Consider the following 24,859-nt stretch of genomic DNA (forward strand, 5'->3'; position numbering starts at 1 on the left):
TTAATTCAGGATTTGAACTTTGACGTTTTTAACGCCCCAATTCACGGCATCTTTTTCGTTAGGTACAAAAATGTCCACTCTATTCCCTTTTATGGCACTGCCTGTATCAGCTGCGGTCGCGTAGCCATAACCCTCTACATAAACTTTAGATCCAAGCGGAATGACTGATGGGTCCACTGATATTACCTTTGCATCAGGATTAGCTTTCAGGTTAACTCCTGTGGCTGTAGTACCGCTGCAGCCTTGACAATCAGCCGTATAGGCAGTTGCCCTAACAGTGATTTCCTTTTTGATTCCTGCTTGATCGTTGGATTCATTGTTTGTGTCTGCTTTTTCAGATGATTCTGCTGGTTCCGATTGTTCAACCGGCTTTGTTTGTTCTGCTGGTTTCGATTGTTCCACTGGCTTTGATTGTTCTGCTGGCTTTGATTGTTCTGCTGGTGCAGCTTGCTTTGATTCCTGCGCTGGCCCTACACTCGCAGCTTCTACTTTATTAGCTGCAGGTTTAATGACCAGTTTCTGGCCAGGATGGATTGTATCTGAATTTAAACCGTTCCAAGATTTAATATCATTTACCGCTACATCATATTTGTCTGCAATTTCCGATAATGTGTCCCCTGACTTTACTTTATAATGCTCCTCTTGAGAAATATGTATGGTTTCTCCGGCATAAATCACGTCTGAAGACAAATTGTTCCAAGACTTAACATCTTCTATTGATACTTTATATGTTTGAGATATCCCCCATAATGTGTCTCCATCTTTCACTTTGACATCTTCTGCTTGTACCGGAATTGTAAATGCACCGGATATTGCAGCCGCTGCCGCTAACGATAAGATTGATTTTTTCATATGTTTGTTACCTCCTTGTGAGCTGCTTTATAAGCTATGAGTTAAATCTTAACATAGTATTCTTCTATACAAAGAACAAACAGATAAAGAATAGATGACAAACATCACAGCAAGATAACGGGACTATAACAAGATTTTATAATATTCTGAAAAAACATCATTTTCCAGATAATTTCCTTTCCAGGCCAGAGAAGTCATATTATGCATTATCCAGGCATAAAAATTAAAAGCTATATCTTTACAAAGGAGGTATTTTTTTGACTCGCGAAAAGACTTTTACATTAGTTAAGTCATATAAACCTTTCCATAGTAAATTCGATCCTTGTCCGCCTATTGGGAGAAAGTATTACAGGACACCTCCTAATTTGTATATTAATTTTCAACCGCCTAATATGGAGCAGTTCACACCGGAAGAAGCTTTGAAATACGGTACACTTTGGAAGTTCTTTTATGATTTTTATGATAATCCATATCGGGAAAGGGAGACGTAAATGAATAAGAACCTGGATGATGAATATTATCAGCTGCTTGAACAAATACAGGCTGCCGATTTCGTACTTGTCGAGTTGACTCTTTATTTGGATACACACCCTAACGACCAGCAGGCCTTACAGCAATTTAATCAATTTCATGAATATTCCAAACAGTTGAAATCAGTTTTTGAGCCTAAATATGGTCCATTATTGGGATTTGGAAACAGTCCAGGCGGTGAAAATAAATGGGAATGGGGCCAAGGCCCTTGGCCATGGCAGGTATAAGGAGAGATGAGCTATGTGGGTTTACGAAAAGAAGCTGCAATATCCAGTTAAAGTCAGGGACTGTAATCCTCGATTGGCTAAATTTTTAATAGAACAATACGGGGGTGCTGATGGTGAGTTGGCTGCAGCACTCCGATACTTAAATCAACGATATACAATTCCGGATAAAGTGATTGGCCTGCTGACGGATATCGGAACGGAAGAATTCGCTCATCTGGAAATGATTGCCACAATGATTTATAAACTTACAAAAGATGCCACACCACAGCAGATGGCAGCAGCCGGCCTAGGTGAACATTATGTCAATCATGATAGTGCTCTTTTTTATCAAAACGCGGCAGGAAGTCCGTGGACTGCCACATATATTCAAGCTAAAGGCGATCCGATTGCTGATTTATATGAAGATATTGCCGCTGAAGAAAAGGCCAGAGCAACCTACCAGTGGTTGATTGACATCTCGGATGATCCTGATATCAATGATTCACTCAGGTTTTTACGTGAAAGGGAAATTATCCATTCGATGAGGTTCAGGGAAGCTGTGGAGATTTTAAAAGAAGAAAAAGGTAAAAAGAAGTTCTTTTAATGAAATTCACATAAAAAAAGGCAGCGGAGAAAATCCGCTGCTTTTTCATTTTCTGTCTGAAGAATATGTCCATCCATCTTCCTGGTAAATCTTTTCTTCTTTCATCAGTTTGCCGAGAGCACGCTTGAACGCTCCCTTGCTCAAACCGAAGTGAAACTTAATATCATCAGGTGGCGTTTTGTCACCATAAGGCATTGCACCGCCGCGATTCATTAAGTAAGTGAAGATGACATCAGCATCTTCCCCCATTAAATCTTGTTTAAAGGGGATTAATGAAACGTTAAGCGTTCCATCTTCTTTACTATCAATGACGCGCCCTTCAACTAATTCACCAAGACGGGGCTCTTCCTTGCGTTCACTCTCGTGAATAAAACAGCGGTACCCTTCTTGTGAAATAAAGAAAGATCCAACCATAAGCAAACGATAGACATTTCCCTTAATACTGGTATTACGGACTCCTTTTAAAGGAGCTTTCACTGCAATCTCCTGAATTATATCTTCCGTTGCAAGTTTACCAAACAGGCGATCATGACGATCTGTCTTCAGGGATACAAATAAACGATCACCAACCTCGGGCCATAAGCGATCTATATTGGGAAGGTCATCCAGGGATACAAGAATATCTTTGGAAAGACCGATGTCCACAAAAACACCCAGTTTCCTTTTCACATTGACAACTTCCGCCCAGCCATATCGATCAATCTGAATTTCGGGTATCTTCATTGTCGCTGTTAGCCTTGCTTGTTTGTCATGGTAGATGAACACAGTTACTTCATCGCCAATCTCAAGTTCCGTTCCTTCATTCATTTCATTATGATGAAGTAAGACATCTTCTGAACCATCCGTTAAAAACCATCCAAAATCAGCCTTACGTTCCACTTCTAACTCTACAGCCATACCGGCCTGAATTTTTTGCATGAATAAAAATCCTCCTGTAACTTACCTTTACCTACAATTGTACCCAATTATTTATTTTTCCAACATATTTGAATTTATCATTTTTTTGGTGTTCTGTATACCTATTACGGTTTTTTATTTTTTAACCCTTCTTTTCTTCATGGAATACTTGCGGGATCAGAATCTGCCCTTGTTTACCGTTACTTAACAAGGTATGCATGATCACTTTGGATAATTGGCTCGGTTTATAAGGTTTAACTAAATAATCCTTCGCTCCCAAGGAAATTCCCTTCTCCCTTTCGTCAAGTGCAGTCGATACAAAAACGGGAATCTCATTCAAGTGAGCAGATCCTTTTAATTCCCTTAGGATCGTCCAGCCGTCCATCTCTCCCTCTTCAAGAAGGATATCCAGTACAATGGCATCCGGAGGTGAGGTTTTCAGTTTTTGAAATGCCTTTCTACCACTGTTGAAATAGCTAACGTGGAAGCCACTGTCCATCAATTCATATTTTAGCAGTTCCGCTAAGTTTATATCATCTTCAATGACCATGATTTCATGGTTAAGTTTTCTTGGCTGTCCTTCATGGTTCTGCCCCAATTCTTTCAGAGTTACTCTAGGTAAGGATATGGTAAATGTACTTCCATGTCCATAATTGGAAACCACCGAAACATTTCCGCCGTGTGACTTTATGATTTCATCAACAATGGCTAATCCAAGGCCCGTTCCTCCAATCCGCCTGCGATCTGAATTATCGACCCTATAAAATTTCTGGAATAAATGCGGCAGTGATTCTTTTGGGATGCCTAAACCCTCATCCTGGATATCTATGAAAAGCATATGGTTCCTGCTATATACTCGGACAGAGATCCCGCCCCCATCAGGAGAATATTTGATTGCATTGCTTAAAAGGTTTGAAAACGCTTGTTCGATTTTTAAGCGATCCCCTAGGATCATTAAATCCTTGGTTTCGATATTGAGCCGAATATCGTGCTGTGCTGTATTTATTTCCAAATGTTCAATTACCTTTTGAATTAATGGAATGATTTCCACATATTTTTTTTCATATATTTGTTTACCGGACTCCATTTTTTGAACATCCAGGAAATCATTGATAAGTGCGGTAAGCCTTTTTGCTTCATTGTAAATTGTCTGTAAATATTTTGTTTGTCTTTCGGGTTTCAATGGTTTGTTCAGCATCAATTCAGTAAAACCAAGGACGCTTGCAAGCGGTGTCCTTAATTCATGACTAACTGTACTGACAAATTCGGACTTCATTTGATCCACTTCATATTCTTTTGTAATATCACGATAAACCAAAATTGTGCCATAGCCTTCATCGCGATAATGCAGTGTTTCAAGATATACCTTTATGACCTGATTCGTCTCTTCCTTTTTAAATGTAAAACTTCGTTCTTCATAATTCACTCCCTCCGGATTATTAATCGCTTCATCCATTGCATGTAAAAACCTCTCCCCCTCCATTTGAGCAGCCATTTCAGCACTCCACGTTTCCCATGGCATGTCAATTATTTGCTCAGGAAAAGAACCTATTTTAAAAATATCGCAAAATGGCTGATTGACCTGAATGATCTTTCTTTCCTGATCAATCAATTGGATGCCTTCCTGAATCGTGTTCAGGATATCCTGATTCAGCTTCCTATTCTCTTCTGTCTGTTCGTAAAGCTTGATCTTGTCAAGCGACGTTGAAATTTGCTTAGCCAAGGTTTCGCATTCTTCCACTTCCTGATCGGTAAATGGTGTCCCGTACCTGCTGAAAACCATGATTGCATCCACTTCTTTAAACGTGGATAAAACGGGAAGATATAAATCATAACTGTAATTCTTATTTTCGTGATACCCTTTCTCAGCCACATCTTGTTCTCTCTTTATAGTGAAGGGTTTCTTCTCTTCAAGGAGACGATGATTCAAACCGCTGTGGATATTATTCCGGAATTGCCGTATTCCATTTTCCGATATTCCGAATGATGAGGAGACATCCTCATGTACTAAAGCAATCATCCCACGATCAGCAGAAATTAACCTGCTCATATTAAAGACAATGCTTTTTAGCACTTCCTTTTTATCTAAAGTCGATGATATACCATTGATCAGTTCATTTCTCCTCGTGAGCTTCTGCTCATTATCAGAGATGATTCCAAGTGTTACTTGAAGTTCATTTTGCTGGGCTTGAAGTTCATCCTGCTGTGCAAGCAGTTCTTCATTATGCGCCATCAATTCCTGCTCTTTTTCCTGAACGCTTGTAAACATTTTTTTGAATGCAATCGACAATACCCCTAGCTCATCCTTCCGGTTCTCCTTGACGGAAATAACAGCCTCCCGTCCGGCTGCAATTTCATTCGCCGCTATTGAAAAATCCGAAAGAGGTCTTCCTATGTTCCGGATGATCGATCTGACGATGAATAAGAAGATGAATAAGAAAATAAGAACGAACCCGACAAAGGCTCCTTGAATATAGGACTGCTCTTTCGTGAGATCCTTCACATTTTTATCGAGCCTTTCCGTTAAAGTGCCCGAGTATGATTTAATAGTACTGCGAAGACTCGTAATTTGTGCCGTAATTTCAGTACTATCCATTTTTTCAACCTCTAACTTCCCCCCTTTTTTTTCGGAATCAAATAAGGATGGAAGAACCCCACTAAAATAATATTCAGTAAAAGTCCCAAGCTCATTGGAGATATTCTTATCCTCTTTTGTATTGGCAATCTCCTTAAACGCTTCAATATTTTCCGTGATTGAAGTTTCCTCATTTAATGCTTTATCCTTTAATGCATCATTATTGAAAGCTATATATCCCTTAATATCTAAAAAGACGGTATTATATTGATCGAATATTTCATCCATCAGCAATTGTTTATCCACAATGCTTTGCCTCTGTTGGATATATTCAGCATTCAAAGACTGCAAAAAATAAAATAAAACCCCTGTTCCGACAATAAATAAAATGATGCAACCCGTCATTAAAGAAACTACTTGCCTAGAAAGGCTCTTAGTAAAGTAAGGATTCAGTTTCATGCAAAATGACCTCGATTTTTTCTATTAATTTTAACGGACTAAATGGTTTGGACATGAAATAATCCGCACCCGCTTCCAATATCCTTTCTTGTTCAAATTGTTGGCTTTTTGCAGATAACATCAAGATTTTCCCTTGGTTTTTAATTTCAGACGACTGGATTTTTTCAATGATTTCCAATCCGGTATATCCGGGCATCATATAATCAAGAATTATAAGGTCGTACGTATTGCTTTCGAGAAGCTGTATGGCCTCCATTCCATCCGCTGCTTTATCAACCTCATAATCTTCATCTTCTAAAGTGTCAACTACTAGCATACGTAACACTTCCTCATCTTCCGCTAATAAAATACGCTTCATCATTCATCCTCCTAATTAACCTTCATGCGATTGGTGACTTGACTCCTGAAGTGTTCATGCTCCATTTTGCAGATGGTATTCCATCGCAATATGTGACCGTAAAATCCCCTTGCCCAGTTAAATTAACTTCGTCAATAGACGTTCTATCCTAGCCTGAAGTTCCCTAATGCTAAATGGTTTCGTTACATAATCATCCGCACCAAGTTTCAAAGCATTTGCAATAGCATTTGTACTTTTCCTTCCAGTTAGCATTAAAACGGTGAAAAACTCAGCATTACTGCTTTGTTTCACATTTTGCAGCACTTCAATTCCATCCATGATGGGCATCACTCCATCCAGGATTAAAAAATGCCCTACATCTTCTTTTGCTCGATTGGATTTCAAAAATGATGGACCATCTTCATATACAGCGATATTCAAATCAAAATGCGGAATTTGTAGCGAATGCAAGGCTTTAGTTAAGATGGTCCGGATAATGAAATCATCATCGATAACGGACACATTGAGGGATTTCTTGTTATTTCCCGCTATTTGCATGCTTCCAACTCTTCCGCGACCTGAGCGTTTCGCTTCATATAAAGATGTGTCGGCTTCCTCCAATGCCTTCTTGGGCGTAACATCTTCATTATCAACCGTAAAAACACCCGCAGAAAATGTAACCGAAAATGTGTGACCATTCTGGTTGAATTTCTTTGCAGAAAAGTCCTTGATTAACTTTGTTAACTTGTGTTTAGCTTCATCATTCGATGTATCGGGGAAAATAATGATGAATTCCTCCCCTCCATACCGGCAAATCAAGTCCGAATTCCTTATATTGCTTTTCATGAATCGGGCAAACTCAGCCAGTACAAAGTCGCCCACCGAATGTCCATATTGATCATTCACCCTTTTAAAGTGATCTAGATCAATGATGCTTATCGAAAAATGACGCCCTGACCGCTTATAATCATTAAAATAGCGTGGCAGTGTATCTTCTAGGAATCTTCTATTATATACCTGTGTCAACTCATCAATAAGCACCGATTGATCAAAGATTTTCTTCCGCTGTATATGCCTTTCCATCTTTACGATAAACTCATCGATATCAATCGGCTTACCAATAAAATCATCCGCACCCATCTTGAATGCTTTTATCCGGGAATCTTTATCGTTCTGTATGCTGATCATGATCTTCGGTATGAAATATTTCTCGTTATGTAGATGAATCTCTTGAAGGATTTGAAAACCGTCCTTTGCAGGTAACTGAATATCAAGAATTAGGCAATCCGGCTGCATTTCAAAGTATTGATTTGTCGCTTTGACAGGGTCGGCGTTCGTTATGACCATCCATCCCTTATCCTCCAATAGATCTTTCAATAAAATCAACATGGAAATATCATCATCAATGATCTGGATGAGCGGGGCTTGTGAATCGCGGACAGGTTTTGCTTTTATTTCAACTTCATCAAAATGCTCATATTCATATGTATGTTCAATGAGCTCAAAAAGGAAATTCCTAAGTTCCGTCCGATTCCAGACCTGCTCACTATCTTCATCCATCCCTTCCAATAGCTGTTCGGTGATGGCCATAAGTCCACACAATTGCAGGGTACCAGCCGTTCCTTTGATTGAATGCAGAAAACGGAATATCTCTTGGGCAGGAATGGTCTCCTCTGCATCCAGCTCTAACCAATCAGATAGTTTGTTTTTTATATTTCCAAATAAGCTATTTTTGTATTTTTCCATATTTACAAGATTCACTTCTTATCACTTAACCCTTTCCACCTAAACGACCCTACGGTCATCCTACTCCCAACAATTTCAACAATGACTTTTTGACTACTAAAATCTGTTTAATTCACTTTAATTAGGTCTAAAGTATATGCTTTCAGGAATATTTTACATCATAAGGGTTAGTCTGATAAATAGAATATTGCCATCTTGCACAATTTATTTAAAATTTGTCATAAAGTTTACTTATTTACCTGGCTTTTTCTTCTAAATCCGCAATTTCATACTCAGGTATTTCGATGATATAATTTAATGATCAACAGAAAGGAAAAAGAAATCATTCATGACAAAAAAATTGTATTACACATCCACAAAGACTTCCCAATGGGCTACCAAAATTCAGGAGAGCTTTGAAGAAGATGGCTTTTATTACATCACTCTTGAAGAAACCGCTTTTTATCCCGAAGGGGGCGGTCAGCCTGCAGATACTGGTTTAATAGAAGGAATCACCGTTCTTGACGTTAAAAAAGGCAATGATGGAACGATTCTGCATAAGACGGAGAAAAGGCCAGATTCAGAAATCGTACACTGTGAACTTGATTGGTCCCGTCGCTTCGATCATATGCAACAGCATAGCGGTCAGCATTTACTCTCTGCTGTCTGCAGGGAACTGTTCGACTCTAATACGGTCAGCTTTCACCTTGGAAACGAATATTTAACGATCGATATAATGTCAGGAGTTCAATGGACTGAAGAACATACGGCTGCTGCTGAAAAGCTAGTTAATCAATATATCATCGAGAATCGCGAAATACTTATCTATTACGTGACAAACGAGCAATTACAGACACTTCCTGTCGTCAAAATGCCTAAAGTTTCAGAGAATATCCGTATTGTCGAGATTGAAGGGATTGAATATAACCCTTGCGGTGGAACCCATGTAGAGCGTACAGGTGAGATTGGCTTAATAAAAATTTTCAAAACGGAAAAGCAGAAAGAGCATACCCGTCTCTATTTTAAGTGCGGCTTCAGGGCATTGAACGATTATTCCGAAAGTCTAGGCATTCTTTCAGCACTATCGAATAAGTTCAATACCGGACGTACAGAGATTCTGAATAGGGTGGAGAAACTGGAGAATGACTATAAGCAGTTACTATCGGCAAATGAAAACTTAAAACTTGAAAATGCAAATTTTCTTGCTGACTCTCTGCTTGCAGAAAATGCAGGGGGATTCATCTCTCATATTTTCGAAGATAGATCAATGAAGGAACTTCTTTACCTTGCAGGTACGATTGTAAAAAAGGAAAAGGTTACCGTATTATTAGCATCACGTAAGGAGCAAAAGGTCATCCTTACGCACAGTGGGGCCATGCCCTTACACTGCGGACAATATTTCAGGGCCGAACTCGGTTCTTATAACGGGAAAGGCGGAGGGAACGAACAGACTGCACAAGCAGGTTTTGCGTCACAAAATGACTTAATTGAATTTTACCAATACACAGTTGAAAAATTAGGCCATAATCTTGGTGTATAAAACCTTTGCGTAGTGGTTGAAGACATTCGTGATGAACAAGGAAATCATGACTTCCAAGAACGATAAGAAAGAGGACAAATTAAGTCCTCTCTCGAGTTTGTAGACAAAAAGGGCTTTACCTAAAATTTCAAAACAAAGTTGGTTGGAACGGAAGGTGCGAGACTCCTGCGGGAAAAGCGCGTCGAGGGGAGACCCCGCAGGCGCAAGGCGCCGAGGAGGCTCCCGGACCGCCCGCGGAAAGCGAGTACCTGGAGTGGAAATCGACGTTCAGGATTTTATAAATAAACCCACATAAAAACTAGACAAACTTGATTTTACATCGAGTTTGTTTACAGTCTGAAGAGAGGACAAATTATGTCCCCTCTCTTTTTATTCTTCAATTTTCAATTTCACTAATCCGTGTTCTTCAATATGAAGATGATATTTTTCTTCAAGCTCCATGATACGTTTAAACGCTTCCTCCTGATTGTATTCATGTTTTTCCGACTCCTCGGCAAACTCTTTTCTAGCTAAATGGTAAGCAAGCTTATCCCTGAACACTCCTTCTTCATACTCATTTATGACTTCATGAAGTTGCTCCTCCAATTCCCTGCTTATATCATAAATTTCATGTTCCTTCACAAACTGGACACCTTCCATGCCGAAATCTTTGGCAAAGGAATTGAGATACTGTTCCACTTCACTGAACTCTTTATTATTTTCAGTATCGGAAGCAACCCAATATCCGTACTGAACCATTTTGAATAATGTCTCATACTGTTTCTTGGTAAAATTGATTTTCATGTCGATACTCCTTTTCCGGTTTCCTTACAACAAAAAGAATAAACCGCAATGGAACAAAAGTCCAATGCGGTTTATTCTCAATCCAATATTTCCGTTACTGAAAAATAAGCTGCTTTTTCCGTATCTACGACATAATGGCAATCGCCTTTAACTAAATTATAATAGCGGTGCTTTTGAATATTTGAAATCATTTGAGTTGAGTCATCGCCTTCAACCTCATGCTCTAGTTCTTTGCCACCCGGAAAATAAAAACTAACTTTCAATTTCATCTTTCTCATCCTTCCCCTCATCTGGTTGAATCACTCTTTTATTTCTTATCCTTTCTCATGCAGTTTTAAACATAAATAAAATGCCAATTCACTTTTTCCATGATATTCTAGGGAAAAATACGAAAATCAGAAGGTGTTTTCATGAAGATAAGGAAAGCCAAAGAAAAAGATGTAATTGGAATAGCAAATGTTCATATTAACAGCTGGAAAACGACTTATAAAGGAATCCTCCCGGACCAATATTTGTCCTCCATGAATCTGGAAGCCAAAAAGAAAAACTGGCTAAGAAATTTAAAGATGCTGCATAATGCCACCTTTGTAGCGGAAAACGCCAATGGGAAAATTATCGGTTTCGCTGCCGGCGGGCCTGAACAAACGAAGGATCCGCATATTCAAGGTGAAGTATATGCGATTTATTTTTTAAAAGAATATCAACGGCAGGGACTCGGCCGAAAAATGATAAAAGCGGTCATACATGAGCTTATTGAAATGGGACATAAGAATTTAATAATCTGGGCACTAAAGGATAATCCTTCATGCGGTTTTTACAAAGCCCTTGGCGGTCAAGTGATAGCTGAAAAAACCGTTAAAATGGCAGGCATCGAGCTCATCGAAGTCGGTTTCGGGTGGGAAGATATTCAGGATATCCTTTTGCATTTGTAAGCGTATCTCAAAGAGGGTGTTACACCCCACCCTCTCTTTCATGTCTCGATAAGGAAAGCATTTTTCTCATTACCTAAAAAATAAAGCCTGTGCAATGGCCTTGTCATTGTTACGTACAGCAATTTGATATCAAGTTCATTTCCATGGCAATACGCTTCTTCCAGGGATATTGCAAAAACGACATCGAATTCGAGACCTTTGGCTTGATAGGAAGGAACAATCAACGTTTTATCCTTAGGGATGTTTCCAGCTTCATCAATTAAATGAAAGCCTTGATGGAATCCCTTTAGTTTCTCGTTTGCCAGTTTGCAATCTTTCATCGTTTTAGCAATAACGGCAAACGTTTTAAATCCTTCTTCTTTAAGGCTTGCAATAAGTTCGATAAGTTCTTCTTCCCAACCTTCCTTTTCAATGGAAACGAATTCTGGATCTTTACCATGACGGACTACAGGTTCAACTTCCGGGAAATCATATGTTAACAACTGAAGTATTTCATTAGCTTGTTTCATTATTTCAACAGTAGTTCTGTAGCTTTTTTGTAATTCAGTATACGTTGCCCGAGGGAAAATACGACTGTGAACCTCTTCCCATGTTTGAAGTCCGCGGTATGAATGGATGCCTTGTGCAAGATCGCCTACAAGAGTGAACATATCGGTTTCCACTGCCGTCTTTAGTGCCTGTAACTGCATGAAGCTGTAATCCTGTGCCTCATCAATGACGACATTTTTTGCTTTGTTTTCTTTATCGACACCAAAAAGCCGCTCCTGAAGATATAACAATGCTCCTAAGTCCTCCAGCTCATAACTTTTAACAGAAAATAATTTATGATTATACTCACATAATACACTGGCATCTTCAACAGTAAGTTTACCGTTGCTGTAAGAGGCAAGACGCTCCGGATCTTCGTATAACTCCTTATAGTAATCCAAGAGATCTTTACTTTTGAATTGCTTAAAATACCCTTTTACGGAAGTACGGATCGCCTTTTGGATCTGACCAATCCTTTCCTCCTTTTTATCGAGGCATTTTGTAACAAAATCCTTACGAATGACTGGATCAATATTTCTATAGAGAGCTTTCTCAATTTTGGCATCATAAAGATCAACAACACGTTCAAGCATTATTTTCTTTTTCAATTTCACTTCATTTTGTAAAATGGCCTTCAGTTTGTCCAGCCTGCTGTATAATGGTAAATACCAATAATCCTCTTCCAATAATCTAATGAACTTCTTAGCGGAATAGAGGCGATATTTATCACAATAAAAATCAGCATTAGGATGGAAACCCTTGAAAATATCCTTTACATATTCGTCCAATATATATTTAAAGACAGGGGAGCCCTTCAGACCTGATATCCAGACCGCTGAATTAATTTCTTGATCATCCTTTTCCAGCAATCGAGTTAATTTATCATCCGCTACAAGCTTCACCTGCTTTCCTATCGCTGCCTGAACATATTCGGAAAATGTGAATTGTTTTACCTTTTCCACACCCAATTCAGGTAAAGCTTCAGATATGTAATCAATGAAAACCCGGCTCGGAGCAAGAATCATTAATTGGCGCGGATCGAACAGGTCTTTATAGTGATAAATGAAATAAGAGATCCTATGTAAAGCAATTGTAGTTTTACCACTGCCCGCTGCGCCTTGGACAATGATAGGTTTATTCAAATCTGCACGAATGATTTTATTTTGTTCTTCCTGGATCGTGGTAATGATATCTGTCAGTCGATTGCTGGAACTTTTGGAAAGGGATTCTTGCAATAATTCATCCGTCGTTGTCAAATCAATGTCCCTTATCTCCTCCAAGACACCTTCTTCGATCATTAGCTGTCTTTTTAAAGTGATATTCCCGCTGAATGTCTCTCCTTCGGCTTCATATTCTATTTCACCAATCCGTCCCTCATAATAGAGGTTTGCAATCGGCGATCGCCAATCGACGATGATCTGTTCCTGGCTTTCCCTCTGATAAAGCGATGTTTTTCCGAAATAAAGGACTTCGCCTATATCACTGTCATTCCTTTCGAAATCCACTCTTGCAAAATAAGGCTTTTTACTTGCTTTGCGTAAACTTTCAAGTTCGGTTTTGGACATCTCAAAAAAGTTGGCCGTCGTCAGTAACTGTGAATATAAGCCCGATTCAGACCAATCGGCATCGCCAAAAGCTTCTTGCATATTCCGCTGAAACTGATCTTTGCTTGTTTCTGATGTTTTGATGACTACATCGATATAACGTTTCGTAAAATCCAGCCGCTGCCGTTCCTGTTCAAAATCAGGGTGATTACCCAATGAAACCACCTCCCCTTCCTTATTTAGTTATCACACTCATTAAAATGCCGATGCTAAGACGAAATGGACATTTATACTATCAGAAAAGCCAATGGTTGACAAATCTGGAGACATAGAATGATATAGTTGAAATTTTACCTTCCCTGATACTTCATATAATTTGTAGAATGCGCTAATAATTCCAGATTGGATTTTGCTATAATATGTTGACTTATGAAGGAACATTCAAACTTCCAGTAGGAAAATCATTTAATGCTTTTTTTACCATTCTGGGAATGGGAAGTTTATTTCCATTTCATCAGTTGGATATCACATGATCCGATGCAATGACAATTATACTATCCTCTTTATACATAATGATATGCAATGAATTCATGTATATCAAAAAAACAACTGCCCCCCTCCCCTATCAAAACTGCTATAAGATTGCACAACAGTTATTGCATGTATTAGGGGGCAACCATACCACAGTTTTACTTGTTATTTTATTATTCATATATTAGGAAAGGCTTAATTCAGGCACTTTGGCAGCATTGGATTGATCATTAGTGTAGTTATGTATGTGATGCACGCTTTAATGACTTTTTCTTATCCATGAAAGCCGTCCCCTGAAAAGGAATTCAATCAAATAAAGTTGGCCGAGGTAAAAGGGGCGGACATCATAGAAAGCTACAATTTGTGCGGGTATAACTGCGACCGTGCATTAGGCATCATCATGGGTATGTTGGATTGGGATATCCCAATGGACTGGCGGGGGGTGACATACCTTTATTCGGCAAGGAATTTACTTCAAGATACATTTTTTTCAGATAGGGTCTGACTAAAAATATTATAATGTTTCTCCTACGGCTATAACTAATCAAGTCTCTGGCTTCAATAATGTATGGTCCTCATGATTCTCTGGAATGACCCAGCACTTCCATTAGGATAAAGTGCTCGATTATACTTTCTTCTACAATTGTCATCATCTCTTAACATAAATAACGCTAATTTAATATTTTTATTGGAAACTCCCATTATATACTTACATTACAATTAAATAATTTTTTTAAGAAAGTGGGTACTGTCATGGAAATGAATGAAAGACAACCAATGCTATCCCCTAAATTAATCCATGAACTTGAAATTTTATCAACCAAAACAAATATGCCTATCTCCGAAATATTGGAAATATCTGTAGTGTCACTGCTGGAAAAGGTGAATAATACTAAAGAACTGAATGTTGGACTTAATAATAAGGAAATGATCTTAAGAAATAAAATCATCATCAATCAAAATAAAGAGGTTTTGAATAACCAAAGCACTTGACCATATAGGTGAAGTGCTTTTTGCTTCCTAACTGCCACTGTTTTAATGGATAAATATTCTATCGTGGTTTCCAATATAATATTTATTAAAAATAGCCCTATAAAATATTCAGCAAAATCCCCTTCATATTTGATTAAGATACCATGTAGGGTTCCTGAAAAAATCATATCGGTTTGATAATTACGCATAAAAAAAAGCAGCTATTAGCTGCTTTTCAAAAGGATGGCTATCTAAATGTTAAACAAAGTGACTCCCGCATAGAAAAGTTCGAACAAGCGAGTGCCCTCCGTTCCAATCAACGTTTGAATTTTTAAAAACCCTCAAAAAACTATAGACAAACTTGATCCTCCAAGTTTGCCTACAGTCTGAAACAGCTATTAAACTCTTATCATTGAATCATGGTCTATTTGATGTCACGTATGTACCAGCTATGAAATCATGTATCGCTCTATGGTCTTTCCTTAGGCCGACCATGAATGCACTAACAATAAACCCTATCCCCAATGTAATGGCATAAACCAAAGCAGCAACTAAATACCTCAATAGCATTGTGCCGATTCCTAATTTTTTGCCGTCCATCCTTACTATGCGTATTCCCATAATCCGTTTACCTACTGTATAGCCATACCATAATATCGGGACAAGCAGCATGTAAAGAAAGTCGAAGAGCGTTGAATAGTTTTCATTTTCCCAATCTCCAGTAATCAACCCGAAAATTATCGCTAATGGTAAAGATACTATTATGCCATCCAATAATCCTGCTAAAAAACGTTTCCAAAAACCTACTGAATCACTCATTTATGATCCTCCTGTCGTGTTAGTTACAGTTACCTATATTACCAATTAAAAGGGTGATGCGTAACGAGTCTTTATACCTATAATCATTTTTGTTTAAAAAATAAAACATACTTTATACGCTACAATTTTAAAATAAAATTTAATCCTTGTGTAATTTTTGCCTATAAACGTTTGTTTTTGCTAATCTGCCTTTAATTTTCATAAGAAATAAGATACAATTTAAATGATGCACAGTTTAAAACATACAAGACCGTAAACTGCTGTTTGTGTGAATCAGCGTATAACTAATGAAACAAAGTGTTGGACACGTTGAAACAAAAGTATTTTGGAGGAATGTAAATAAATGATTACAGTAAATAATGTTGGTTTACGCTATGGCGATCGTAAACTGTTTGAAGATGTTAACATAAAGTTCACGCCTGGTAACTGCTATGGCCTGATTGGGGCGAATGGTGCGGGTAAATCCACTTTCTTAAAAATCCTTTCAGGTGAAATTGAAGCGCAATCCGGCGATGTCCATATGGGCCCTGGCGAACGCCTTGCCGTTCTAAAACAAGATCACTTCGCTTATGAAGAGGAAGAAGTCCTTAAAGTTGTCATTATGGGACATGAAAGATTATATGAAGTCATGCAAGAAAAAGATGCCATCTATATGAAGGAAAACTTCACGGATGAAGACGGAATGAAAGCGGCCGAACTTGAAGGTGAATTTGCCGAATTAAACGGATGGGAAGCCGAACCTGAAGCTTCAATCCTCTTAAAAGGCCTTGGCATTGCAGAAGACCTGCATACAAAGAAAATGGCTGAGTTGACTGGTGGCGACAAAGTTAAAGTATTGCTTGCCCAGGCACTATTCGGTAAACCGGATGTTTTATTACTGGATGAGCCTACCAACCACTTGGACTTAAAAGCGATCAAATGGCTGGAAGAGTTCTTGATCAACTTTGAAAACACTGTTATCGTAGTTTCCCATGACCGTTACTTCCTTAATAAAGTTTGTACACATATCGCGGATCTTGATTTCGGTAAAATCAAAATTTATATCGGGAACTATGACTTCTGGTATGAATCAAGCCAGCTTGCCCTTAAATTGACTCAAGATGCCAATAAGAAAAAGGAAGAAAAAATCAAAGAGCTACAAAATTTCATCGCGCGCTTCAGTGCCAATGCATCGAAATCGAGCCAGGCGACATCCCGTAAGAAATTATTGGATAAAATCAGCTTGGATGACATCGAGCCTTCTTCGCGCCGCTATCCATATGTCGGCTTTACACCTGATCGTGAAATCGGGAACGACCTGCTTCGTGTAGACGGACTCTCGAAAACGATCGATGGTGTAAAAATATTGGATAACGTCAGCTTCACGATGAATAAAGGCGACAAGATTGCATTTGTCGGTAAAGATGAGATTGCTAAAACAACAATGTTCAAAATCTTGGCAGGTGAAATTGAACCGGATAGCGGCTCATTCAAATGGGGCGTTACGACATCCCAGGCATACTTCCCTAAGGATAATGCTGAATTCTTTGAAGGTGTCGATTTAAATCTTGTCGATTGGCTCCGTCAGTATTCTCCTAATGACCAGAGCGAAAGCTTCCTGCGCGGTTTCTTAGGCAGAATGCTATTTTCTGGCGATGAAGTAACGAAAAAGGCAAGCGTACTTTCAGGGGGCGAAAAAGTCCGCTGTATGCTTTCCAAAATGATGTTAAGCGGATCGAACGTCCTAATGCTTGATGAACCTACCAACCATCTGGACTTAGAGTCGATTACGGCATTGAACAACGGTTTAATCAGCTTTAAAGGATCTATGATCTTCTCTTCTCATGACCATCAGTTCATCCAAACTATAGCGAACCGGATCATTGAACTTACACCAAAAGGTACAGTCGATAAGCAAATGAGTTATGATGAATACCTTGAAAATAGCGAATTGCAAAAGCAAGTAGCTGAAATGTACAAATAATGCTTTATGAAAGCACATCCTTAGTTGGATGTGCTTTTTTCGTTCCCGATTCTTCTGCTCCATTTATTAATGTATTGAAGGTATAAAAAACACGCTGCATTAAATATAATAATATTTCCCGAAAGATGGGCACTGAATAATTTCATTGATAAAAAGGTATATTGATAAGGAAGGAGTGAGTTAGAATTGGATGCTCATACAGTGAAAAATATTTTTGATGATACAGGATACCTTTTTTTATATGATAAATTCAGTTATCATTTTTATGTATCCGGATTGTTCGACTTAGTGGATCAAGAAAAAACGATCTCGGATTTTTTAAATTCCTATGGATTCGATGATAAAAATCCTCTTTTTTTTGACGACTTTTCCTTTCATTTTAATTGCTTTCATTATTCCCACCAAAAACAAAAGATGATAAATTACTTGAAAACCGAGTATGACGAACATATATGTTAAGTATAAAAGGCCAGATAAACTGATCCTGCCTTCTTTAAACGAGGACTATTCAAAAAAGGTAAGAGCATATAAGTGCTCTTACCTTTCTTCATTTTATTCTTCTCCGTTACTCTTCCTTGCCTGCTGCCCTATTCATGTTTTCCTCAGCATTTTCTTGTTTTATGGCTGGTAATGGTATATTGCGTTTCCCTGAGAAATTCTGAAAGAAAGTCTTTGACATCAATGCCCGAAGATGCCTTTAATGGCTCCTGCAATGTGGCCATTGAATCCGTTGCATACCCAGGCCCCGCCATTCGCACCGCTTCCAGCTGTATCCACTACAGTGATTTTGTCGATATTACTAAGCGGGCTTGCCGCTTGTTTTGCATCTTCCGGAAGCATTTTCAAGATCATATCCATGACGGCTGCCTAACCGAACTGTTCAAATGATTCGGCAATCTTCTGCTTGACTTCGACATCTGCCTCCCCTGTCATCGACCCAAGAATGGAACGAAGATGTCCCTCTTTGTAACAGGGTTAAAGAACTTATATATGGAATATGGAGTATCCATTAAACCCAACCCTTTATTTCTCCACTTTTTCCTTATTTCTTAACTTCTCCACTTTTTCGGGAGTGAGGGTGATGTCCCGGACAGGTGAAACTCTTCCCCATTCATCCTTGTGAACGATGTGTTTTCGTTCAAATTTGGTCGGAGTATCTATACCTGCGGCAGCTGCAAGGTTAAACAGCCCCTCGCGGAGTGAAATCACGTAATTGGCGACCCGGTATTGTTTTTCCTCAATAACCAGCCCTTCCTGCAACTTTGAATCAGTCGTGGCTACGCCGGCGGGGCAGTGGTTTGTATGACAGATTTCAGCCATGATACAGCCAACGCTTATCATAAAACCACGGGCAATATTGACCAAATCTGCCCCCATCGCTAAAGCGACTGCCACTTTATCTGGAGAAGTCAGCTTGCCGGATGCAATCAGCTTGACCCTGTTACGTACATCATATTTTTTTAACATCTCGTCTACAAGTGGCAAAGCTGACATAATTGGAAGTCCGACTGCATCAGCAAGCTCCTGATAGGTTGCCCCAGTTCCACCTTCTCCACCATCCACGGTGATAAAATCCGGCCCTTTACTTGTATCTCTCATGGTTTTCGTCATTTCCTCAAGTGCATCAAGATCCCCCACAACAATTTTGATACCGATTGGCTTTCCGCCTATATCCCTCATTCTTTCCACAAATTCGAACAATTCATTAAAATTCTTGAATTCATAGAACCGGTTAGGGCTGTTGATCGTTCGGCCAGGCTCTACCAGGCGGATTTGGGCAATTTCTTCAGTCACTTTTTGTCCTTCAATATGCCCACCTCTGATTTTGGCACCTTGTGCCAGCTTAATTTCAAATGCCTTTACTTGCTCGATTTCACTTTTCTTCTTGAATTCTTCCCAGGAGAACTCCCCACCTGGTGTCCTTACTCCAAACAGTCCCGGGCCGATCTGCATGATGATGTCGGGATTTCCGGAGAGATGGTATTTGGAAAGACCGCCTTCACCGGTATTCATCCATGTTCCTCCTGCAAGGCCTAATCCTCCCGACAGTGCAGTGATGGCATTCTCTCCGAGTGCACCGTAGCTCATTGCAGACTGTCCTATGAGCCCCTTTAATTTAAATGGATTCTGGCATGTATCCCCTCCGATTATGACAGCATCCTCGTCTCGTAAATAGTACGGTTCTATTTGTCTATCTTCCCGCTTCTCCTTTCGGGTCAATAGTCCTTCATCAACTACTTCATATACCTTTGTATTGATTTTTTGGCTATTATCTATTCTCAATTCTTCCCGGAGTTTGGGAAACATGCTATTACGAATATAGTATCCAGCTTCATTGAAGTCACGTTCCGATCCAAATCCGATTAGACGCTCCTTATATTTACCTGCTTTTACAACATCCTCGAATTCCTTTCTTGAGAAAGGGGTGCCTTCATTATTATTTTCAAATAAATACTGCCTAAGTTCAGGTCCTATTTGCTCTGTCATGTATCTAATTCTACCGATTAGGGGGAAATTCCTCAGGATTGAGTGTTGTTTTTGTGTATCATCCTTACGGTAAAAGTACGCTGCGGCCACAGCTGTCCCTAAAACGGCAGATCCTTTTAAAACTGTAGGAAGGTATTTTTTCAACTTGGACATTTTATCACCCTTTGTTTCTTATTTTTTGTGCAAGTTATTCGAGCTGTCTATAATCTTTGGAGTGCTTCATGAATCAGAATTTCTCCAGAAGTTACATTGATCGTTTTATTAAATACTTCTTTAGTATCCAGCGCTTCGACCAATACGGAAGCAATATCCTCTTTTGGGATCTCGTCTTTGTCATGCTCAATTGATAGTCCAGCTTCTACCTTACCTATTCCTGGCTTGTCCACAGGCATGCTTGTCCGTATAACCGTATATGTAAAATTTTCCTGTCTTAATAGCTCCTCTGAGTTGAAACGGATTGCACTAGCATCTCCCATTTCATTTGCTCGCATGGCGCTCATGAGAACAAAGCGCTTCACCCCATGTTTCTTGGCAGCCTCAACTGAGTCTATTACTGACTGATGGTCAACCAGTATTGGTTTGCCCTCCCCAGTCCGAGGGCTGGCGCTACTCAAGTAGATTACTGCTTCACAGTCCGAAAAAGCACTCGAAAATTTCCTTCTCTCCAAAGAGACCACTGCTGATGCTCCAAGTTTAACCATTTCTTCAACTTTATTTTCAGCACCCACTAGTGCTACCGGGTTATGGTGCCTGTCTGCCAGCTGTTTTACAACGTGCTCTCCCGTCATATCCTCTGTTCCTATTACAAGTACTCTCATTTTAATACCTCCCTGCTAGCTTCATACTATCTATTTACCACTTTAAAGTTTAATAAAACACTTAAGCTTCTTCTGCCGTATCGTTTATTTTAACGATACTTTGAAAGTTAATTATTAGGGAAATTCCCGTTTCATCAGTGGAAGCAATTATACTTTTTTTACTTATATTGAACGTATGTACTCAAGATTTTATTTCGTAAACCATAGAAGAAGCATGGAAAAATAAAAGAGACTGTCTTTTCAAGTAAGGATACTGCCATCTACAAAGAATAAAACTAAATTTATCAATTCAAAAATGAGGAGCCCTATTTTTTCAAAACTGAAAAATTACCAAATACAGGAATGCTAAATGACCCTTTAGCTTTCCATATATGAAAAAAGAACCTCTAGTAAAATACTAGAGATTCAGGATTAATAAATATATTGTAACTTTAATTAATTAAGTTAATATATTTCCATAATTCGAGATAAACGAATAGAGAAAATCTTTTGATTTTCATCCTTTAAGGAAAGGGTTTGTTCATGAAGGTTGAGTTTATGCAATTGACCCTTACATGTTTTTAATACTCCTTCTTTATAATAAATGATGGTCGTTATGCCCTTTTTTTTCAACGATTTCAAGATCATCTGATTATCTCCTTTCTGTCTTTTCAATTATTTATTAATATTTGTATGATAATTGGTGCAATACTATGAAATCAGTTAAGATACTTATATTATATACTGAAAATCGTAAGCGTTTTCATTATTGTTGTGAACAATTTGTGAAACTTTGAACATTAGCGTATTTTGGGAAAATTAGAATAGGCTAGGAAATGGTAAAATCCATGATAAAAAAATGAATATCAGGTGAATCTGCATTAAATTTTCGTCTAATTTGGATAAAATTTCAATTTTTGTATAGGTGGATATATTTAGTTAGAAGTTCTTGGTAAGTGTCCACTTGTGAAAACCATATTAGGTAAAGCTCATCAGCTCTATATTTTCATTCAAATCTCCCCTTGCCTGCCGCCTGCTCTACTGCATAACGGTCGGCATCCGCCTTTTTCTTCACTTCGGAATCATATTCCTTTTCAAAAGTTAGATTAAAATGAGGTTGATAGATTTGAATGTTTGATATTTTTTTACAATACTATATATTGACGGCTTCAATACATGATGCGATTCTTCATTAAGAAGGATCGCTTTTTCTTTGCGGCATAATCTTAAGGGAGAGCGGGTGTCAGACACCGATTGATAGATGGAATTTAAAGACTAACGACTCATTTACAAACTATTCAATTAAATGCATAATTAGGAATATTATGAATAAGGAGGGACTATATGTATAAAAAATCACTAACAGCACTATTAGCTGCGAGTATGGTTCTATCAACTGGTACAGTATTTGCACAAATAAACGGGGCAACAAATGCCCAGTCTGACACAGCTTTTGATAACAAAGTTATCAAAAAAATTAGTGCGGACAATATGTATAATACGATTGCCTATCTATCAGAGCAACCGAGGGCTGCTGGTACAGAAGGGGAGCTCCGTGCAGTCAAATACATAGAAAGTCAGTTTAAGAGTCTTGGCTTTGAAACAAAGATTCAGCCTTTTCCCATCTATGATACGGTGCAAAATGTAAAAGTGAAAATTGGTGACAGTGATATAGGAGGAACACCGCGTGCCCTTAGCGGCAGTATCAGCGGAAAGGTAACGGCCGAACTTGTTAATGTTGGAAAAGCAAAGCCAGAGGAAGTTGGAGAAAATGTATCTGGGAAAATTGCACTAGTTGAACGTGGAGACATTACCTTTGTTGAAAAGGTTCAGAATGTCCTAAATAAAGGAGCGGTTGGCGTTTTAATGTACAACAACTCACCATCAGGAAATAATTTCGGACAAGTATCAGCGGGGCAAAATATACCTGCTGTAGCCATTACCCAAGCCCAAGGATTAGAGTTGGTCGAACAGCTTAAAACTAAACAAATCACGTCCACTCTGGAAGTGGGAAAAGCTGAAAGGATCGAAAAGACATCCTACAATGTCATCGCTTCCCTAAAACCAAAAGCCAATAAGGATAATGGTCAAATCGTGACTGTTGGAGCCCACCATGATTCTGTCCCGGGCGGCCCTGGTGCAAACGATGATGCTTCGGGTGTATCAGCTGTGCTGGAACTGGCAAGGATCCTGGCCAAAACGCCAATTGACACTGAAGTTCGCTTCCTCACGTTCGGATCTGAGGAAAGAGGGCTAGTTGGATCATCCTTCTATGCAGATTCCCTTCCCAAAGAGGATGTAGACCGCATGGTGGCTCACTTCCAAATGGATATGATAGGCGGACGTGATGCTGGCGAGGATAATCCTGCAGGTGGTTTGATTATGTATACCATTGATGGAATGAAAAACCTTGTGACGGACCTGGGTTCCTCAGCAGGGGCCAGAACGATGGATGTTGCGATTCCTTATGGACAGCTGGGCAGGAGTGACCACCAACCATTCCATGAGCTTGGCATTCCATCCGCCTTGTTTATCCATTCCCCTGTAGAGCCTTGGTATCACCAGCCTACAGATACACTGGATAAGATATCGAAAGAAAAATTGCAGCAAGCAGCTGAAATTGTCGGTGCCAGTGTGTATCAAATTGCCCGTCCGGAAACTCCGGCATTAACAAATGCACGTGTAGCTCCTGGCACGGTAGACTATGATTTTGATGATCGTCCGGTAGATTAAATACTTCATTGTACAGAATTACGAGATTAATAATGGATCTTGGAGAAAATCAGGAGGGCACCTGTGTAGTTTACAGATGCTCTCTTCTTTTTATCGGCCAGCGCCTCGTGCTTAATTTTTTCACTATTTCTAAGCTCTAAGTCTAGTGAAAATCCTATATGAAATATGTAATAAAACATACATGCTTATCCAACTCCAATACCATTCCCACTGTAAATACTCAATATTATCAGAGTACCTCTCCAATACTACTTCACAGAAATAATTTCAACAATCAATAGATAGAAATCCAAAAACAGCTCAAACATTAAAGGATGAGCTGTTTTTTGGAAATTTTATGTTACAAACTAAATTCATAACGCTTTCTAAGTCGCAAGTAATATAGCCATGTTCTAACTGTGAATGAACTAAAGATAAAAATGAGAAATACAAACATAACATTAATCAGCTGTCCAACAGCTGACCCCATAAGAAAGTGAACAAGTAGTCCCGAAATACTACATGGGTGGTGTATTTCGGGACTATGTTTTGTTTGCTTCACATTTTATCGGTACTCTGCATGCCGAGGATAAACTAGATGACCACGGCAAGACTTATCTATTTTATTTTATTCGTTAGATCCATATTTATCAGCATCTCAAACAAATAGCGAAGATAATGATAGGGACTCAAATCCTTCTCTTTTGCCGTTACAACCACAATATACATGATGGCACTCCCTCTAGCACCTCGCAGTGTAATATAAGAAAACATCCAATTTTTTCTCCCAATCACAAACGGCTTAGCTTAATGGCACGTTCACTTCTGTTGTTGTCGATTTCTAAATACCCGTCCAATAAAAAAGCTTCAAGATGCTTCCATTGATTCAAACAATAAGTGATAGCTAATCCTAGCGCACTTTTTGGTAGAACGAAATCTTTTTGTTCATAAAGCCATGCTGGAAAAAGGTCCAGAATGGGCCTGCTTTTTTCCAGTCGCTGGTCATGCCGTTCTGTAGGGTCGAAATGTAACTTCATATTAAGGTTCCTCCTTAGGGTTTAAGTT

General features: G+C 38.9%; 20 protein-coding genes and 2 pseudogenes. 8 read left to right on the top strand and 14 right to left on the bottom strand.

The features are described 5' to 3' along the window. Complete coding sequence (locus JNUCC41_RS23425; RefSeq protein WP_192205084.1) at positions 1-852, bottom strand: LysM peptidoglycan-binding domain-containing protein; 852 nt, start codon at positions 850-852, stop codon at positions 1-3. Positions 853-1,109: 257 nt separating this feature from the next. On the opposite strand from JNUCC41_RS23425, the gene JNUCC41_RS23430 reads away from it, so the two are divergent. The 3 genes from JNUCC41_RS23430 to JNUCC41_RS23440 are packed head-to-tail and all read left to right on the top strand — an operon-like array spanning position 1,110 to position 2,193. Further along, positions 1,110-1,343 carry a spore coat associated protein CotJA gene (locus JNUCC41_RS23430; protein WP_048679115.1) on the top strand — a complete coding sequence of 78 codons (234 nt, stop codon included), beginning with the start codon at positions 1,110-1,112 and terminating at the stop codon, positions 1,341-1,343. After that, the gene (locus JNUCC41_RS23435) at positions 1,344-1,610 is read left to right on the top strand and encodes a spore coat protein CotJB (protein WP_192205085.1); all 267 of its coding nucleotides are present in this window, start codon (positions 1,344-1,346) and stop codon (positions 1,608-1,610) included. A 13-nt stretch (positions 1,611-1,623) separates the two neighbouring features. After that, positions 1,624-2,193: a manganese catalase family protein gene (locus JNUCC41_RS23440; RefSeq protein ID WP_192205086.1), complete on the top strand. Its 570-nt coding sequence runs from the start codon at positions 1,624-1,626 to the stop codon at positions 2,191-2,193. A gap of 45 nt (positions 2,194-2,238) precedes the next feature. Here JNUCC41_RS23440 and JNUCC41_RS23445 read toward each other — a convergent pair whose 3' ends face one another. The 4 genes from JNUCC41_RS23445 to JNUCC41_RS23460 all read right to left on the bottom strand — a co-directional run bounded on the left by JNUCC41_RS23445 (position 2,239) and on the right by JNUCC41_RS23460 (position 8,222). Beyond that, positions 2,239-3,111, bottom strand: coding sequence for a CvfB family protein (locus JNUCC41_RS23445; protein ID WP_192205087.1), 873 nt, complete (start codon positions 3,109-3,111; stop codon positions 2,239-2,241). Between the two features lie 121 nt (positions 3,112-3,232). Continuing rightward, positions 3,233-6,070, bottom strand: a complete 2,838-nt coding sequence (locus JNUCC41_RS23450) for an ATP-binding protein (RefSeq protein WP_192205088.1) — start codon at positions 6,068-6,070, stop codon at positions 3,233-3,235. Between the two features lie 28 nt (positions 6,071-6,098). Further along, positions 6,099-6,482 carry a response regulator transcription factor gene (locus tag JNUCC41_RS23455; protein WP_192205089.1) on the bottom strand — a complete coding sequence of 128 codons (384 nt, stop codon included), beginning with the start codon at positions 6,480-6,482 and terminating at the stop codon, positions 6,099-6,101. A 117-nt stretch (positions 6,483-6,599) separates the two neighbouring features. Beyond that, positions 6,600-8,222, bottom strand: a complete 1,623-nt coding sequence (locus JNUCC41_RS23460) for a diguanylate cyclase (protein WP_192205090.1) — start codon at positions 8,220-8,222, stop codon at positions 6,600-6,602. A 313-nt stretch (positions 8,223-8,535) separates the two neighbouring features. Here JNUCC41_RS23460 and JNUCC41_RS23465 point away from each other — a divergent pair, with 313 nt between their 5' ends. Continuing rightward, positions 8,536-9,726, top strand: coding sequence for an alanyl-tRNA editing protein (locus JNUCC41_RS23465; protein WP_192205091.1), 1,191 nt, complete (start codon positions 8,536-8,538; stop codon positions 9,724-9,726). Positions 9,727-10,095: 369 nt separating this feature from the next. Here the strand turns inward: JNUCC41_RS23465 and JNUCC41_RS23470 are convergent, their stop codons facing one another. Both JNUCC41_RS23470 and JNUCC41_RS23475 read right to left on the bottom strand, forming a co-directional pair. Further along, on the bottom strand, positions 10,096-10,509 hold the full coding sequence (locus tag JNUCC41_RS23470; protein WP_192205092.1) for a hypothetical protein: 414 nt from the start codon (positions 10,507-10,509) through the stop codon (positions 10,096-10,098). A 77-nt stretch (positions 10,510-10,586) separates the two neighbouring features. Beyond that, positions 10,587-10,778 carry a hypothetical protein gene (locus JNUCC41_RS23475; RefSeq protein WP_098369411.1) on the bottom strand — a complete coding sequence of 64 codons (192 nt, stop codon included), beginning with the start codon at positions 10,776-10,778 and terminating at the stop codon, positions 10,587-10,589. Between the two features lie 141 nt (positions 10,779-10,919). Between JNUCC41_RS23475 and JNUCC41_RS23480 the strand changes: the two genes are divergently transcribed. Continuing rightward, on the top strand, positions 10,920-11,441 hold the full coding sequence (locus JNUCC41_RS23480; RefSeq protein WP_192205093.1) for a GNAT family N-acetyltransferase: 522 nt from the start codon (positions 10,920-10,922) through the stop codon (positions 11,439-11,441). A gap of 38 nt (positions 11,442-11,479) precedes the next feature. Here the strand turns inward: JNUCC41_RS23480 and JNUCC41_RS23485 are convergent, their stop codons facing one another. Next, positions 11,480-13,729, bottom strand: coding sequence for a HelD family protein (locus JNUCC41_RS23485; RefSeq protein ID WP_428833999.1), 2,250 nt, complete (start codon positions 13,727-13,729; stop codon positions 11,480-11,482). A 1,068-nt stretch (positions 13,730-14,797) separates the two neighbouring features. On the opposite strand from JNUCC41_RS23485, the gene JNUCC41_RS23495 reads away from it, so the two are divergent. Further along, complete coding sequence (locus tag JNUCC41_RS23495; RefSeq protein WP_192205095.1) at positions 14,798-15,037, top strand: hypothetical protein; 240 nt, start codon at positions 14,798-14,800, stop codon at positions 15,035-15,037. A gap of 396 nt (positions 15,038-15,433) precedes the next feature. Here the strand turns inward: JNUCC41_RS23495 and JNUCC41_RS23500 are convergent, their stop codons facing one another. After that, entirely contained in the window at positions 15,434-15,835 is a 402-nt protein-coding gene (locus tag JNUCC41_RS23500) for an RDD family protein (RefSeq protein ID WP_192205096.1), read from the bottom strand. A gap of 343 nt (positions 15,836-16,178) precedes the next feature. On the opposite strand from JNUCC41_RS23500, the gene JNUCC41_RS23505 reads away from it, so the two are divergent. Then, entirely contained in the window at positions 16,179-17,798 is a 1,620-nt protein-coding gene (locus JNUCC41_RS23505; RefSeq protein WP_192205097.1) for an ABC-F family ATP-binding cassette domain-containing protein, read from the top strand. Positions 17,799-18,400: 602 nt separating this feature from the next. On the opposite strand, the pseudogene JNUCC41_RS23510 reads toward JNUCC41_RS23505, so the two are convergent. From JNUCC41_RS23510 to JNUCC41_RS23525, 4 genes and pseudogenes are all read right to left on the bottom strand, one after another. Beyond that, a pseudogene (locus JNUCC41_RS23510) lies at positions 18,401-18,731 on the bottom strand (flotillin domain-containing protein); the annotation flags it as partial. 90 nt (positions 18,732-18,821) lie between these two features. Beyond that, on the bottom strand, positions 18,822-20,438 hold the full coding sequence (locus tag JNUCC41_RS23515; protein WP_192205098.1) for an FMN-binding glutamate synthase family protein: 1,617 nt from the start codon (positions 20,436-20,438) through the stop codon (positions 18,822-18,824). 47 nt (positions 20,439-20,485) lie between these two features. After that, positions 20,486-21,103: an NAD(P)H-binding protein gene (locus JNUCC41_RS23520; RefSeq protein ID WP_192205099.1), complete on the bottom strand. Its 618-nt coding sequence runs from the start codon at positions 21,101-21,103 to the stop codon at positions 20,486-20,488. Between the two features lie 444 nt (positions 21,104-21,547). After that, positions 21,548-21,730 carry a YolD-like family protein gene (locus JNUCC41_RS23525; RefSeq protein ID WP_076369858.1) on the bottom strand — a complete coding sequence of 61 codons (183 nt, stop codon included), beginning with the start codon at positions 21,728-21,730 and terminating at the stop codon, positions 21,548-21,550. 696 nt (positions 21,731-22,426) lie between these two features. Between JNUCC41_RS23525 and JNUCC41_RS27190 the strand changes: the two genes are divergently transcribed. Then, positions 22,427-23,815, top strand: coding sequence for a M28 family peptidase (locus tag JNUCC41_RS27190; RefSeq protein ID WP_192205100.1), 1,389 nt, complete (start codon positions 22,427-22,429; stop codon positions 23,813-23,815). A gap of 521 nt (positions 23,816-24,336) precedes the next feature. On the opposite strand, the pseudogene JNUCC41_RS23535 reads toward JNUCC41_RS27190, so the two are convergent. Next, positions 24,337-24,807, bottom strand: a pseudogene (locus JNUCC41_RS23535) (IS66 family transposase); the annotation flags it as partial. Positions 24,808-24,859 lie beyond the last annotated feature (52 nt).

It is taken from the genome of Brevibacillus sp. JNUCC-41 (genome assembly GCF_014844095.1).
Lineage (GTDB): Bacteria > Bacillota > Bacilli > Bacillales > DSM-1321 > Peribacillus > Peribacillus aracenensis.